This window comes from Psychrobacter sp. PSP, from assembly GCF_024085615.1.
Lineage (GTDB): Bacteria > Pseudomonadota > Gammaproteobacteria > Pseudomonadales > Moraxellaceae > Psychrobacter > Psychrobacter pacificensis.
In genome coordinates, this window is record NZ_JABLTF010000021.1 from 90,879 (window position 1) to 105,298 (window position 14,420).

The following is a 14,420-nucleotide window of genomic DNA, read 5'->3' on the forward strand; positions in this document are numbered from 1 at the left end:
GTGGGGAATTCTAAAAGCATAAGCTCTTAGGTGGCTTTCTCACGAAGGTCACAAGTTTTCTGTTTCAAAGGGCGACCTTTAACGCATCCTCCCTCCGCAGACAAAACGGCATGTCCTGCCGCTAATATATTACGAGCCGCATTAACATCTGCGTTCGTAACATACCTGCATTCGACGCACTCAAAGTTTGCTTGAGTGCGTCTATTTTCCTTGGCAATATGCTTGCATTCAAAGCAGGTTTGGCTGGTGTAACGTGGGTTTACCTTAATGAGCAACCGTTCCAAAAATCTTACTCAAACCTAGCCAATATTGACTATTAGATAGGTTTGACGTTTTCTTTCTGCTTCATTGTCACGCGCTATTTCTCATTTGAGATTTAGACTGACCACGACTCCACAGACTTTTTTAATTGGCGATGGAACTCACCGTCCAATAAACAGGATTATGCAGCTGTTAAAATAACAGTCGCGTTATTTAAAATATTGATGCTGGCGTTGAGGTCACGGTCATGAGAAACCTGACAGTTAGGGCACAACCACTCACGCATTTTCAATGTTAGCTCATCTTTACCAAGGATATGATTGCAGTTTGAACAGGTTTTTGAGCTTGGGTAGAAGGGTCCGACTGATTTCACAACCTTGCCTTGCTCAGTGGCTTTGTAGATAAGCTGTCGCTTAAACTCAAAGAAACCCAAGTCACTGATAGCTCTTGATAGCCGCCTGTTCTTAACCATACCTTTGACATTCAAATCCTCAATCGCAATCACATCGAACTCATTAACCAGACTTGTTGTGATTTGATGGAGAGAATCTTGCCTAATACACCTGATCTTATAGTGCAAACGAGAGAGCTTGGTTTTCGCTTTTTCTCTGTTTTTACTGCCTTTTTTAGTGCGACTGAGCGCTTTGTTTAGCGTTCTTAGTTTTTTAAGGTTTGCTTGAAGTGGTTTTGGCGCTTTAATTTTAGTGCCGTCTGATAAAACCAGTAAGTCGGTAATACCAAGATCAACACCAACGCTTTTACCTGTCTTTTTAGTAGGAATTACAGCTTTTTGTATTTCAACAGCCACACTAACAAACCACTTACCGCCACGTTTAGAGATGGTGGCTGACATGATCTTGCCGTCAAAACGTAAAGCTTCTTTTAAGCGAACCCAGCCCAAGTTTGGGATACGAATGGATTTACCTTTAATGGCAAATTGGTCGTTGGATAAACTGAATCTATCGTCACGGCCTTTTTTACGAGCGGTTGGGTATTTCGCTAAGCCTTTAAAGAAGTTGTTATAAGCATCACCCAACTGCATGATTGCCGCCTGCGGAGCGCATTTGGTCACTTCCAGCATATAGGGGAATAATTCACGCTTAATGGCGTTCAATTCGCGTCTGAGCTTCGCCTGTGAGGGCTTGTTTAGATTTTTAGTATCAACCTCAACGCCTGCGGCCAAACACGCATCACGGTACGCTTTGTCAAGCGCATACTGCCGCTGCCACTCATGCAAAGCCCAGTTGTAGGCTTTTCTCGCCACGCCACAAGCACGAGCAAGGTGATTTGCCTGTACGTTGTTTGGCTTGAGTTCGATAATGTGTCCACGGATCATAATGCTTTTTTAACCGCCTCTATTAATTGTTGGTTTTTCTTGCTGCAAGAGCCGTATAGCCTCGCTGAAAATACGGTGATAATCTCCAATAAATCTTGGGCTAATTCTTGCTCAAAACTCAACTCTTCACCTTGATTGATTATTACCACTTCAACGTCACGAGCCTCACACAACATGAAAACCAGTTCTGCACCAAATCGTAAAAGCCTGTCTTGATGGGTAATTACCAGCCGTTCAACTTTATTGCTCAGTATGTCATCAAGCAGGTCTTTTAAGCCTTTCTTTTTATAATTCATTCCACTACCAAGATCGGTAATCGTCTCAAAAGTCCAGCCTTGCCTGGCACAATAAAGTTCCAAAACTTGAGACTGGCGAAGTAAGTCGTCTTTTTGATCACGACTCGACACACGAGCATAAGCAATGGTTTTTCGGTCTAATTTAGGTGGTGTATTCAAGGAATGCGGTCTGATTTCACTTAAATCATATCGCCTATGCCCGTTTTCGGTTCGCTTGGCGACTAACGTACCATCCTCATCCCAACGTCTTAATGTGGATTGAGCAACCCCGAAATGTTTGGCAGCCTCCCCAATACTAACCAGTTTCCCCATAACTTGCTCTCTATATTATAGATATAATCTATCTATTATAGTAATAAATAGGTAGGTTTGTATATGTTTTATTTAACTGTTTGCAACCCGCCTTGCCATTGTTGCTTGTACTCAAACATATTAACCATCATGCCCCAGCCTTGATCTAAGATTGATTTGTTTAATGCTGATTTGGCTTTGACATGCCGACCTTTTTTCTCCATCGTACCGCTAGCTGATCTCGACATATTGGCGACTTTTAAATCTTCACAGGCAATCATGGCGTGGTTTTTGCTGATCGCGGTAGTGATTTTATGCAAGTAGTCATGGCGAATATTGGCGATGTGATTGTGTAATTTTTGAATCTTACGGTTTTGCCTTTTCCAGTTTTCACTGAACTTTACTTTCTTACTTAATTGACGCTGCAATTTGGCAAGTTTAATTTGATTGGCTTTAAAGCTGTTTTTGGGTTTGATGTATTGACCGTCTGAGGTGGTAATGAGTTTAGTGATACCTAAATCAATACCTATGGCGCTTTTGGAGGGGTGAGTTGGGTTCTCAGATAATGCTCGCTCAGTGCCAAACGACACGTACCAGTGACCTGATTTCTTGCTGATGGTGACGTTTTTAATGGTGCCGATGATATCTTGTGATTTTTTAAATTTTACAAAGCCCACGCCATTAGGTAGTTTGACGCGATTACCTTCAACACGGCAATATTTATCAAACTGAACAAGCCTGATTGAGTCGCAGCCATCGGATTTACGTTTAAATCTTGGCATCAGTTGTCGTAGTTGAATCTCTGTGCCATCACTTAGCTTAAAAAACTTGGGTTTTCGAAACTTCTTTTTGTTTTCTTTGAGCCTAGCATGAACTTTAGGGTCGAAAAATCGTGACCAAGCAGAGGCAAGATCACGTACTTTTTGTTGTAAAGACACAGCATTGGCATGGGTTCTTAAGAAGTCAAAATCAGGATTGTTCTTTAGAACCATGATTTTATTAACCAAGTTGGTGGCATTAATAAATTCATTTTTGGCAAACATCTCAAATGAGATCGCTAGCATTTGATTCCAAACAAAGCGTGCAGAGCCGACAAGATTATTTAGAATAATCTGTTGCTCTGCATTAGGCTCAAGCCTAAATTTATACGCTTTGTTGATTTTCATAACGCCGATTCATTTTTTTTGATATAATATAAACTCTAAAGTTTACAATAATTTATTTCAATATATTATTTGTGTAAAGATATAATATAATAAACGAAACGCTAGGCGAAATTCAATTCCACCCTAACATCAGGTGGAGTCCTTTTTCACGTTTTGATAAGCAATAATTCTGTTTTGGTCTGTCTTGAATTTATATTTATATTGATAAATCATGAACCATTTCAATAAGTCTAAGCCAATATAGTAGTCGGAGATAAAATGAGAGGTTCGTGATAAGGCGACTTCTTTGCTATTTCATTTCTTATTTTAGTTCAATTTTTTAACCCACTCATCCATTAGGAGCTTTTCATGGCTAACGAACGTACTTTATCTATCATCAAACCTGACGCAGTTGCTGGCAACCACATTGGTGCTATCTATGATCGTTTTGAGCAAGCTGGTCTAAAAATTGTTGCCGCTAAAATGCTACAACTTGATGACGAAAAAGCAGGCGGTTTCTACGCTGAGCACGCTGAGCGTCCATTTTACAACGACCTAGTATCATTCATGACTTCAGGTCCAGTATTGGTATCAGTACTAGAAGGCGAAAATGCTATCGCTAAGCACCGTGAAATCATGGGCGCAACCAATCCTAAAGAAGCTGCTGAAGGCACTATCCGTGCTGACTTCGCTAGCAGCATCGATGAAAACGCGGTACATGGTTCAGATTCAGCTGAATCAGCGGCACGTGAAATCAGCTACTTCTTCAATGAAGACGAAGTTTGTGCACGTACGCGTTAATAGCAGCTATTATTTGCAATATTGATTGTTAATAAATAGTATCGCGAGACGGCTTATATCTTATGGGTATAAGCCGTTTTAGCTGTTATATGTAATAACAGTGTCGTTGCTTATTGAAATTCATAGGCGCTTGCCTCATTATTAGATTTACTAGCGTTATCAATCCTTTATCAGCACATTGTCAATATAGATAATTATTTGCATTCTATATAGGACAAATTTTGCGCTCATAACGGATTGCTCAATGCATCATTTAATTGTATAACGACGTTCATGGCTTATGCCAAAAGGTTACCTATTATGTCCACTGTTCAATCACCGATCCAACACACACCCACTAACAAGACGGCTAGTATCAAGATAGTAGATGAGGCGCAGGCCAAGACCAATCTATTAGGGATGACGCAGTCGCAACTTGCCGATTACTTTAAAAGTATCGGTGAAAAGCCATTTCGCTCGACGCAAGTGATTAAATGGATATATCAGCACGGAGTCACTGACTTTGAGCAGATGACCAATCTGAGCAAATCATTGCGGGATAAGTTATCAGCCAATGCCTGCGTTACGCCACCAAAAGTGATTCATCGTCAATATAGTGATGATGGTACGCGTAAATGGGTGTTTGAAGTGACGGGCGGCTCATTGGTTGAGACGGTATTGATTCCAGCGGATGACAGTAAATTAAATGGTCGTAAGACTTTGTGTGTGTCTTCACAAGTGGGCTGTGCGCTAGATTGTAGTTTTTGCAGTACTGGTAAGCAGGGCTTTGAGCGTGATTTAAGCGCTGCTGAGATTATCGGTCAGCTGTGGGTGGCCAATGCCTCTTATATGACTGATAACAATGATAGTCTAGAACACGTTGATCATAGCCTGTGGGAAAACAATGTCACCAACGTGGTCATGATGGGCATGGGTGAACCATTATTAAACTATAAACCAGTGGTTGGCTCAATGGAGCTGATGCTGAGCGATCACGCTTATGGACTATCAAAACGTCGAGTGACCTTGTCAACCTCAGGCGTGGTACCTAAAATGTACCAACTAGCACAAGATATCGATGTAGCACTGGCTATCTCACTGCATGCCCCCAATGATGAACTGCGTAATGAGCTGGTGCCAATTAATAAAAAGTACCCGCTAGAAGAGCTGATTGCCGCTGCAAAAAACTACGTCTATGATGTCAATCCGCGTCATAAAAAGCACGTCACGATTGAGTATGTGATGCTTGATGGTGTCAATGATAGCAATGAGCATGCTCATCAGTTGGTCGTGCTATTAGAAGGGCTACCAAGTAAGATAAATCTTATTCCGTTCAATCCGTTCCCACATGCGTCGTACGATAAGTCAAGCAACAACCGCATTCATGCGTTTAGCAATATACTGAGTGAAGCTGGGTTTGTTTGCACCATTCGTCAAACACGCGGTGATGATATTGATGCCGCTTGTGGTCAATTGGTCGGACAAGTGGCTGACCGTACCAGACGCTCGGCTGCATGGCAACAAAGCATCAAAGATCGTGAAAATGTTTGATACGTTTTGCATATGACAGGATAAATATCCGTCTGTTCTAAAAGAAGCTTAGCTGTCTTTTATCTGTCGCAACGGTAATGAAAATGTATCAATAACGGTCAAGATTGAAGAACATAGCAATTAATAACAACTAAATTGTACTTATAGGGGCTAAATCTATTAAACTGATGCCTCGAAGATCGAATGCATTGAACCACAGTTTTATGATGGCGGCTATGATGACTTCTAAAAATTTTTATCAGTTGGTAGAGCAAAAACCATTTTTTAACCTTTATAAAAAGGCAGGTGTGGTGACGAACCGAGTCACTGCACCGAAGTGCGCATTACTGGCTGCCGCACTCGCATTATCATTGCTAAGTGGCTGTCAGAGTACACCAAACAATGACTTGTCAGGCATCGCGCCTTATCAGACATCCACGAAGCCCAGCGGTGACCGCAACTTAGATCAGCAAGAAATTGCTCGTGTACGTACCTCACTTGCTGCACAATATATCCGCAAAAATGAGCTCGATACGGCGCAGCGTCAACTCGAAAAAGCCTTTGCTGCTGATAGCCGTTACGCGCCAGCCTATGATATGATGGGCGTTTTGTTGCAGCAAGAAGGCAGCCGCATCAATCTTGCAAAAGCCGATCAGTACTTTAAAAAAGCCATCGCGCTGGATAAAGACTTTGTGCAAGCACACAATAATTACGGTGTTTATTTATCACAGATGAAGCGCTATCGTGAGGCGGCAGAGCAGTTTGAGATTGCAGGCGCCTCATTAGGTTATGAAGGCCGTATCGGTGCGTTAGAGAATTTAGGGCGTACATACCTTCAGTTGGGTGACAATAGTGCCGCTGCTAAAGCGTTTTTGCGGGCCCTAGATGGCAATCGCAATAGTATTATTGCTCATATTGAGCTGGTAGATTTATTGCTTGAGCAGCAGCGAGTACCGCAGGCTCAGCGCTTGTATGACGAGACCTTGATATTGGTACAAGGGCAGGGCATCAGTCCTAGATTGCTCCTACAAGGTATCAAACTTGCGGCAGCACAAAACAACATTACAACTCGCCAGCAATTGGCACAGCAGCTTTTATCCGCTTATCCATTGAGCGACGAAGCGAAACAACTTAAGACTTGGCTTAACAATCCAGAGGCACCATGGAAATGATCACCCCATCATCAAACACTCAATCTAACGCTCAGGGATCATTTGGTGCCACGTTGCAGCAAGCCCGTAAAACGAAGCAAGTCAGTTTAGAAGAGGCAGCCGCCGAGTTATTTATCTTAAAACGTCATCTAGAAGCACTAGAGAGCGAAAACTTTGCTGAATTACCGCAAGCGGCATTTGCTCGTGGCTTCGCTATTAACTATGCCAAATATTTGGGCCTAGACTCAGCCAAAATCGCGAGTAGTTTTGATGCCGCTTACCCCAGTGAACTCAAAGCCAAATCGGTCAATAATACTGATACACCATTGCAACCAATGGGCACGCTGCAACGCGATACACACAATCGCATTCGTTTTAATCCGCTATTGATCATCGGTGTGATTGGACTCATTATCTTGGCAGTATTTTTATTCCGTATGGTGAGTAATGCGAGTAAAGAAAATAGCCAAGAGCCTGTCTCTACTGTTGAAGATGTATCTGCTATTGAGCAAGCGCAAGGGGCTGCGATTAGCAATGATGCAAGTGATATCGGTGCGTCTGGCTCTGCGTTGAATTTAGGTGCTGCCAGTGCAGATACGGCTTTTTTAAACGTGAAGTTGACCGATGATGCTGTGGTTAGCATCACGGATGCATCGGGTAATAGTCTCATCAGTGGTTCACAGACGGCAGGTGACTATGACCTAACAGGCGTGCCACCATTTAGTGTACAAATTGATAATATCGATAATGTTAGCTTGATGCTCAATCAAGAAACGGTTGCTTTAGATACTTATGCAACGGATAAGCAAGCTACCTTTGAGCTAGTACCTTAGTCATCATTGGCCTCTTATCGAGCATGATTACTAGCGTTTAATAAAACTACTATACGTCTAAGCTCATTTATATATACAAGCCTGTGGTTTTTCTATTTTTGATTTAAGGATTTATCTATGTCAATGCCATCGCCTATTAACCGCCGTTTGACCAAAAAAATCTATGTCGGCGATGTTGCGATTGGTGGTGATGCGCCAATTAGCGTACAGAGCATGACCAACACTGACACTTGCGATGTGGCGGCAACCGTCGCCCAAATCGAGCGCTGCGTAGAAGCCGGCGCTGATTTGATGCGCGTATCAACGCCGACGATGGATACCGTCAAAGCCTTTGGCGAGATTCGTAAATTGGTGAGCGTACCTTTGGTTGCAGACGTGCATTTTGATCATAAGATTGCCTTAGCAGTGGCTGAAGCCGGCGCTGATTGTTTGCGTATCAATCCTGGTAACATCGGTAGCGATGCCAAGGTGCGTGAAGTGGTTGCTTGTGCTAAGTATCACAATATTCCTATTCGTATCGGCGTCAATGCAGGCTCTTTAGAAAAAGACATTCAGCGTAAGTATACTGAGCCGACTGGGGAGGCGATGCTTGAGTCAGCAATGCGTCATATCGACATTTTAGAGCGTCTTAATTTTGACCAATACAAAGTGTCTGTCAAAGCCAGTAATGTGTTTTTGACATTGGATGCGTATCGCCTGCTATCAGCGCAGATTGATAACCCACTGCATTTAGGTGTCACTGAAGCAGGTGTCTACCGTACTGGTGCTGTCAAATCTGCCATTGCGCTTGGTGGTCTGTTATTAGACGGTATTGGCGATACGATTCGTATCTCGTTAGCGGCTGAGCCTGAAGAAGAAATCAAAATTGGCTTTGATATTTTAAAGTCGCTTAATATCCGCTCAAATGGCGTAAACTTTATCGCTTGCCCAAGCTGCTCGCGTCAAGAGTTTGACGTGATTAAAGTGATGACGGCCTTAGAATCACGTTTGGAAGACATCCGTGAACCAATGGATTTATCCGTGATTGGCTGTAAAGTGAATGGTCCAGGCGAAGCAAAAGAAGCAGATATCGGTATCGTTGGTGCCGCACCAAGATCACTGGTATACCGTATGGGTCAAAAAAGTCATCTTATCGATACCGACAATGTAGTCGATGAAATAGAAAGTATGGTTCGCGCCCATGCAGAAGATTTGGCGAAAAAGCGTGAGAACGAGATTATTCGCGTAAAATAAGTCGCAATGCAAGTATCTGCTTTTTGCTGTGTAAACAAAGGGTAGGCAGCACATTTTTTTTGTTAATACGTAGATAACAATAATAGACATAATTGTTAAATTTTAAGGACATGACCGTATCATGATTAAAGCTATTAAAGGGTTTAATGATATTTTGCCTGACCAATCAGCAAAGTGGCTGCATCTAGAAGCGATATTGGCTGATGTACTTGGTAGATATGGTTATGAGCATATTCGCTTGCCTATCGTTGAGCAAACTGATCTATTCGCACGTGCGATTGGCGGTGCGACAGATATCGTTGAAAAAGAGATGTACAGCTTCACTGATAAATCTGAGCCACCCACGCCTTTGGCCTTGCGTCCTGAAGGTACAGCAGGAGCAGTACGTGCCGTTATCGAGCATAACTTATTGCGTGGGGACACGCCGAAGCTTTGGTACGTTGGTCCAATGTTCCGCTATGAGCGTCCGCAAAAAGGCCGCTATCGTCAGTTTCATCAGCTAGGTGTTGAAAGCTTTGGTAGTGCGCTACCAGACGCTGATGCTGAGCTGATTGCAATGACGCATCTGATGTGGCAAGAACTGGGCCTAAAAGATGAGATGCACTTACAGTTAAACAGCCTAGGTGAGCTTGATGAACGCCATGCCTATCGCGAAGCGCTGGTTGCCTATTTGACGGACAAAAAAGATCAATTAGACGAAGACAGCAAACGTCGCTTGACGACCAACCCATTACGTATCTTAGATAGTAAAGAGGCAAGTACGCAGGCAGTATTAGCAGACGCACCAAAGCTTGCTGACTTCTTGGGTACAGAGAGTGTGGCGCATTTTGAACAAGTTCAAGCTTATCTGACTGCGCTTGGTATCGATTTTGAGATTAATCCACATCTGGTGCGCGGTCTTGATTATTATAATAAAACGGTCTTTGAGTGGGTAACGGATAAGCTTGGCAGTCAAGCGACGGTATGCGCTGGTGGTCGTTATGACGGTCTGGTTGGACAATTAAAGTCCATAGGTACAAACGATGATAAGTCAGATAAAAAACCTGTAAAATCTGAACCGGCTATTGGTTTTGCGATGGGGCTCGAGCGCTTATTGCTACTGATGGAAGCCGTGGCACCGATTGCTGACAAACCCGCTTGTGATGTCTTTGTCGTGGCGCATCCTGACGTTTATAGTGCAGGTATCAGCTACGCACAAAACCTACGTTATAGTCGTCCAGATGTACGCGTGAAGATGGCAAGTGCAACGAGTCTAAAAGCGCAAATGAAAAAGGCAGATAAGTCCGGCGCAGCATTGACAGTCATCATCGCACAGCAAGAGCTGGATGATAATACCGTCAGTATTAAAGACATGCAGACGGGTGAGCAGCAGACTGTCACACAAGACTGGCTATCGAGTAAAGATAACTTTTCTCGTAAATAATCGTCTTGCAACGCCGCAGTTTTGATTTTGGCATCAGCAATTTAATGTACATTTTATCAGGTAAATATATATGGCTCTGACCCCCAATTCGCCGAATGCAGACAACTCCATGCAAGCGTTAAAGCAGTATGGTAGTTATATTGTCACTGCGATTTTGTTGGCACTGGCTGCTTATTTTGGCTGGACATACTGGCAGAACAACCATGCGCGAGTAGATACTGTCGCCGCTGATCAATATGCCGATATCCAACGACTGAATGAAGAAGTCAGCTTGGCTTCGCAAAATCCAGATCTAGAAGCCGACGCACAAGAGTCGCTGGTACAGAGCCGTACACAGCTAGACAAAGATATTGATGCTTTAGTCAGTACGCATGGTGAATCAGTTTATGCCTGGCAAGCGCTGATGATAAAAGCTCGCCAACAGGTCGATAATGATGATTTTACGGCGGCAGCTGAGACATTTAAGCAAGCGCTAGCAATCGATCTGGGCGATGCCGGTCTAAAGGCAATCACTCAGCTGCGTTATGCCAAGACGTTACTGGCGACAGGCGATGCAGATGCGGCCTTGTCAGAAGCCAACAACGATATGCCAAGCTCGTTTGAAGCCAGTCAGCAAGAGCTGCTGGGTGATATCTACTTGGCACAAGACAACAAAGAATCAGCGATTAAGTCTTACAATAATGCTTGGGAGCTATTACGTAGCCGCCAAGAAACGCGTGCAGTATTGGCCTTAAAGATGGAAAGCTTGGGTATCACTCCTGAGCCAATTGCTGAGCCCACCAGTCTTATCCAAGAATCAGCGACTCCTGAGCAGCCATTAGTGGTTGAAAACTCAGAAAATACGAGCGTTGAAGCTGCTCAGTAAGTCACTAAGTTCAGTAAATTACTAAGCTCGGTAAATCACTAAGCTAGTATTGAGCAGTAGCAATCGATTAAATGCTTTTTGATACGACGTCATAATGACTAATGTGCTGTTGGCCAATGTACCAATTAATAATAATTCATTTGTAGTGAGAACATATAATGACTCAATCTATTCGCTCTAGCAAAATGTTAAAAACTACGTTAAGTAGTCAGACTATCAAGAAGACAGTCATGCATGTGGCAGTACTTGCCGTAATGAGCACTGCAGTGATTGGGTGTAACCGCGGCATCAAGCCAGTGGTTAATGACCCAGTAAAATTGGTACAGATTGCGCAACCGATCAACGTGCTCCAGCCAGTATTTAGTACCGATGTAGGTAACAAAAAAGCCAGTAAGAAAGACCCTCTAGATTTGCAAGTTGGTTACGCCAATGGGCAAATCGTTACGGCATCACGCGGTGGTGATCTGATAGGGTTTAATCAGACAGGCGAGCGCTTATGGTCGGTTAACGTCGGTGATCAGATCACAGGCGGTGTGGCGTTGGATGCGCTGAGTCAGACAGCGGTTGTGAGTACTCGCAATGGTCAAGTAATGGCGTTTGATACTATGACTGGCGCAAAACGCTGGCAGCAGCAGTTGTCAGGGTCGGTTTTATCCCCAGCGCTTATCAGTAATAATCGTGTGGTATTATCAGCGAATGATGGCTTCTTGCATGGCTTATCACTACAGACTGGTGAATCAGTGTGGCAGTTTGCGACACAAGTACCAGCGATCAGCGTGCGCGGTAGTGCGGCACCAACTTTGCTAGATAATGAAACGGCATTGTTGGCGACTGCTGATGGTCGTTTGCATGCAGTCACCGTTGATAATGGCTTACCAAAGTGGTCAAGACGTGTTGGCATTGGGTCTGGAAGCAGCGAAGTTGAGCGCATGAGCGATGTCGATGGCAAGCCTATCGTGGATAAAAATCAGCTGTTTGCGATTAGTTATAGTGGTCAGCTATTGGGTATTGATTTGGCCTCACGTCAAGTGATGTTTGTCAATGAGCTTGCTAGTTTAAAAGCACTTGCCGTCAACCCTCAGCAAGTGATTGCTACTAGCCTAGATGGTAAAGTGGTTGCCTATGATCGCAATAGTGGCGAGACATTGTGGGAAAGTGAGGCACTGGCTTATCGTGACCTAACCAATCCTGTCATGATTGGCAATTATATTGCAGTCGGTGATTTTGACGGTGTGGTACATTTATTTGACCCTGCTACTGGCAATATTGTTAGCCGCGTGCAGACAAAAGGGACGTTGACGAACTTGCAAGTACAAGGCAATCGCCTGATGACTCAAAGCACGTCAGGACAAGTTGCTATCTGGCAGTTAACGCGCTGATAAAACAGTACACTGGTTTTTATCTACAAAACACAAACGCTGCTTAGTCAGCGTTTAGTGCTTTGTGTAAATCGCTTGTTTAAGTACAGGCTTTCGCGTACTCTATGCGACCGATGTGTTAACCATATATACTATATATAATTTAGTCGTCCCAATTATTTTTTAGCCAAAAAATAGCTAGCTACTATTTTTGCTATTGTTTTATCATTCATTTTAATTTGCGGTTAAGTGCAGCCCTATTCGTTACTATTGTTATATCAATGGTCATAAGAATAATTGTACTGTCCGTCATTGTGCCTTTCACTGAGAGTAACCCATGAGTATCAAGCCTGTGGTCGCCTTAATTGGTCGTCCAAACGTCGGTAAATCCACCTTATTCAATCAGTTCACAAAAAGTCGGCAGGCATTGGTTGCTGATTTGTCGGGATTGACTCGTGACCGTCAATACGGTGATGCAACTTATGAAGATAAGTCATTCATCGTTGTGGATACGGGTGGTATTGGTGAAGCAGATGACGGCAGCGGTAATATCGATGACTATATGTCTGAGCAGTCGCATACTGCGATTCACGAAGCAGATATCATTGTATTTGTCGTTGATGCTCGTGCTGGTATGATTGGTGCTGATGCTGAGATTGGCAAGTTTTTGCATACCCTAGGCAAACCGGTTTATGTCGTTGCCAATAAAGTTGATGGTGTCCACGAGGCAGCGCCAGCAGAGTTTTACGCGTTAGGATTGGGCGAGCCGTATCCGATGGCGGCCAGTCATGGTCGCGGTGTGGGCAACTTGCTTGAAGTCTTAACGGCTGATATGCCTGAGCAAGAGAATATAGTTGAGCCAAACGGTTTGAAGCTTGCGATTATCGGTCGTCCAAACGTTGGTAAATCAACTCTGGTTAACCGTCTGTTGGGCGAAGATCGAGTGGTGGTATTCGATATGCCTGGTACGACGCGTGATAGTATTTATATCCCTTATCAGCGTGAGGGCAGAGACTACGTATTGATTGATACGGCTGGTGTACGTCGCCGCGGTAAAATCGATGAAAAAGTAGAAAAATTCTCTGTTATCAAAACCTTGCAAGCGATTGAAGACTCTAATGTAACTGTCATTGTCATTGATGCGCATGAAGGTATTGTTGACCAAGATTTGCATATGATTGGCTATGCACTTGATGCTGGTCGTGCTCTAGTCGTCGCGATCAACAAATGGGATGGTTTGACGCCAGATCAAAGGGACTATATTAAGCTTGAGATGGATCGTCGTTTTAACTTTATCCCATATGTAAAAGTACATTTGATATCAGCACTACATGGGACTGGTGTGGGTAATTTATACCCATCTATCTTGCGTGCTTATAAGTCTTCAATGTTTGAAGTCTCTACCAATCGCTTGACGCAAATCTTGCAAGATGCTGTCACTGCCAATCCGCCACCAACTATTGCTGGTCGCCGTATTAAGCTACGTTATGCACATATCGGTGGTCACAACCCACCTGTTATCGTAATCCATGGCAATCAAACCAGTGCGCTTCCTAAGAGCTATCAGCGTTACTTAGAGAACCAGTTCCGTCAAGTATTTAAGCTTGAAGGTACGCCGCTCAATGTCATCTTTAAACAAAATGACAACCCATACGCCAATAAGAGCGACACGCCAACCAAGGCAAAAACACAGCAATTGCGTCAGCGTGAGCGCAATCGTGCAAAAAAATTCACTACCAAAGATAAAAAGTCTCGTTAATCACATGATTTGCTATGACTTATTTTATCGTGCAGCTCAGCAGGGTAAAATAAAAAAGCACTATAATCATATAGTGCTTTTTTTAGCAGTTCAGTATACTCGCTAATTACCTCAATCTTTCGCTTATCACATCTCTCAAATACCTGTAATATAAGTAAA

Annotated in this window: 11 protein-coding genes and 2 pseudogenes; 9 read left to right on the plus strand and 4 right to left on the minus strand. The window is 43.4% G+C overall.

All coding sequences use genetic code 11. The annotated features are described in order from the left end of the window. Nucleotides 1-26: 26 nt before the first annotated feature. The 4 genes and pseudogenes from HL061_RS12200 to HL061_RS12215 all read right to left on the minus strand — a co-directional run. Nucleotides 27-275 (minus strand): annotated as a pseudogene (locus HL061_RS12200) (zinc ribbon domain-containing protein); the annotation flags it as partial. Between the two features lie 167 nt (nucleotides 276-442). Further along, nucleotides 443-1,597, minus strand: a complete 1,155-nt coding sequence (locus tag HL061_RS12205) for an RNA-guided endonuclease TnpB family protein (protein WP_093071385.1) — start codon at nucleotides 1,595-1,597, stop codon at nucleotides 443-445. Beyond that, nucleotides 1,594-2,205: an IS607 family transposase gene (locus tag HL061_RS12210; protein ID WP_058025651.1), complete on the minus strand. Its 612-nt coding sequence runs from the start codon at nucleotides 2,203-2,205 to the stop codon at nucleotides 1,594-1,596. The genes HL061_RS12205 and HL061_RS12210 overlap by 4 nt, the downstream gene beginning before the upstream one ends. Before the next feature lie 83 nt (nucleotides 2,206-2,288). Next, nucleotides 2,289-3,350: pseudogene (locus HL061_RS12215) on the minus strand (transposase); the annotation flags it as partial. A gap of 348 nt (nucleotides 3,351-3,698) precedes the next feature. Here HL061_RS12215 and ndk point away from each other — a divergent pair. The 9 genes from ndk (at nucleotide 3,699) to der (ending at nucleotide 14,261) form a co-directional block, all read left to right on the plus strand. Continuing rightward, nucleotides 3,699-4,130 (plus strand): nucleoside-diphosphate kinase, encoded by a 432-nt coding sequence (ndk, locus tag HL061_RS12220; RefSeq protein ID WP_058025095.1) that lies wholly within the window; start codon nucleotides 3,699-3,701, stop codon nucleotides 4,128-4,130. 300 nt (nucleotides 4,131-4,430) lie between these two features. Next, nucleotides 4,431-5,660, plus strand: a complete 1,230-nt coding sequence (rlmN, locus tag HL061_RS12225) for a 23S rRNA (adenine(2503)-C(2))-methyltransferase RlmN (protein ID WP_186474867.1) — start codon at nucleotides 4,431-4,433, stop codon at nucleotides 5,658-5,660. Nucleotides 5,661-5,875: 215 nt separating this feature from the next. Continuing rightward, complete coding sequence (gene pilW / locus HL061_RS12230) at nucleotides 5,876-6,811, plus strand: type IV pilus biogenesis/stability protein PilW (RefSeq protein ID WP_227517153.1); 936 nt, start codon at nucleotides 5,876-5,878, stop codon at nucleotides 6,809-6,811. Beyond that, on the plus strand, nucleotides 6,802-7,623 hold the full coding sequence (locus HL061_RS12235; protein WP_320157875.1) for a helix-turn-helix domain-containing protein: 822 nt from the start codon (nucleotides 6,802-6,804) through the stop codon (nucleotides 7,621-7,623). Before pilW ends, HL061_RS12235 begins: the two co-directional genes overlap by 10 nt. Before the next feature lie 117 nt (nucleotides 7,624-7,740). Next, entirely contained in the window at nucleotides 7,741-8,856 is a 1,116-nt protein-coding gene (gene ispG / locus HL061_RS12240; protein ID WP_071003372.1) for a flavodoxin-dependent (E)-4-hydroxy-3-methylbut-2-enyl-diphosphate synthase, read from the plus strand. Nucleotides 8,857-8,977: 121 nt separating this feature from the next. Next, nucleotides 8,978-10,279, plus strand: a complete 1,302-nt coding sequence (gene hisS / locus HL061_RS12245; protein WP_252962877.1) for a histidine--tRNA ligase — start codon at nucleotides 8,978-8,980, stop codon at nucleotides 10,277-10,279. A gap of 70 nt (nucleotides 10,280-10,349) precedes the next feature. Next, complete coding sequence (locus HL061_RS12250; protein ID WP_240365305.1) at nucleotides 10,350-11,144, plus strand: tetratricopeptide repeat protein; 795 nt, start codon at nucleotides 10,350-10,352, stop codon at nucleotides 11,142-11,144. A 158-nt stretch (nucleotides 11,145-11,302) separates the two neighbouring features. Further along, nucleotides 11,303-12,523 carry an outer membrane protein assembly factor BamB gene (gene bamB, locus HL061_RS12255; protein ID WP_252962878.1) on the plus strand — a complete coding sequence of 407 codons (1,221 nt, stop codon included), beginning with the start codon at nucleotides 11,303-11,305 and terminating at the stop codon, nucleotides 12,521-12,523. 316 nt (nucleotides 12,524-12,839) lie between these two features. After that, a complete protein-coding gene (gene der / locus HL061_RS12260; protein ID WP_252962879.1) occupies nucleotides 12,840-14,261 on the plus strand; it encodes a ribosome biogenesis GTPase Der in 1,422 nt (473 codons plus the stop codon). Nucleotides 14,262-14,420: the final 159 nt, after the last annotated feature.

What these genes read in the sequence shown, in the direction of transcription:
- pilW (WP_227517153.1), top strand. Translation starts at nt 5,876, where the DNA reads ATGATGACTTCTAAAAATTTTTATCAGTTGGTAGAGCAAAAACCATTT.
- bamB (WP_252962878.1), top strand. Translation starts at nt 11,303, where the DNA reads ATGACTCAATCTATTCGCTCTAGCAAAATGTTAAAAACTACGTTAAGT.
- HL061_RS12210 (WP_058025651.1), bottom strand. Translation starts at nt 2,205, where the DNA reads ATGGGGAAACTGGTTAGTATTGGGGAGGCTGCCAAACATTTCGGGGTT.
- der (WP_252962879.1), top strand. Translation starts at nt 12,840, where the DNA reads ATGAGTATCAAGCCTGTGGTCGCCTTAATTGGTCGTCCAAACGTCGGT.
- HL061_RS12235 (WP_320157875.1), top strand. Translation starts at nt 6,802, where the DNA reads ATGGAAATGATCACCCCATCATCAAACACTCAATCTAACGCTCAGGGA.
- HL061_RS12205 (WP_093071385.1), bottom strand. Translation starts at nt 1,597, where the DNA reads ATGATCCGTGGACACATTATCGAACTCAAGCCAAACAACGTACAGGCA.
- HL061_RS12250 (WP_240365305.1), top strand. Translation starts at nt 10,350, where the DNA reads ATGGCTCTGACCCCCAATTCGCCGAATGCAGACAACTCCATGCAAGCG.
- ndk (WP_058025095.1), top strand. Translation starts at nt 3,699, where the DNA reads ATGGCTAACGAACGTACTTTATCTATCATCAAACCTGACGCAGTTGCT.
- hisS (WP_252962877.1), top strand. Translation starts at nt 8,978, where the DNA reads ATGATTAAAGCTATTAAAGGGTTTAATGATATTTTGCCTGACCAATCA.
- rlmN (WP_186474867.1), top strand. Translation starts at nt 4,431, where the DNA reads ATGTCCACTGTTCAATCACCGATCCAACACACACCCACTAACAAGACG.
- ispG (WP_071003372.1), top strand. Translation starts at nt 7,741, where the DNA reads ATGTCAATGCCATCGCCTATTAACCGCCGTTTGACCAAAAAAATCTAT.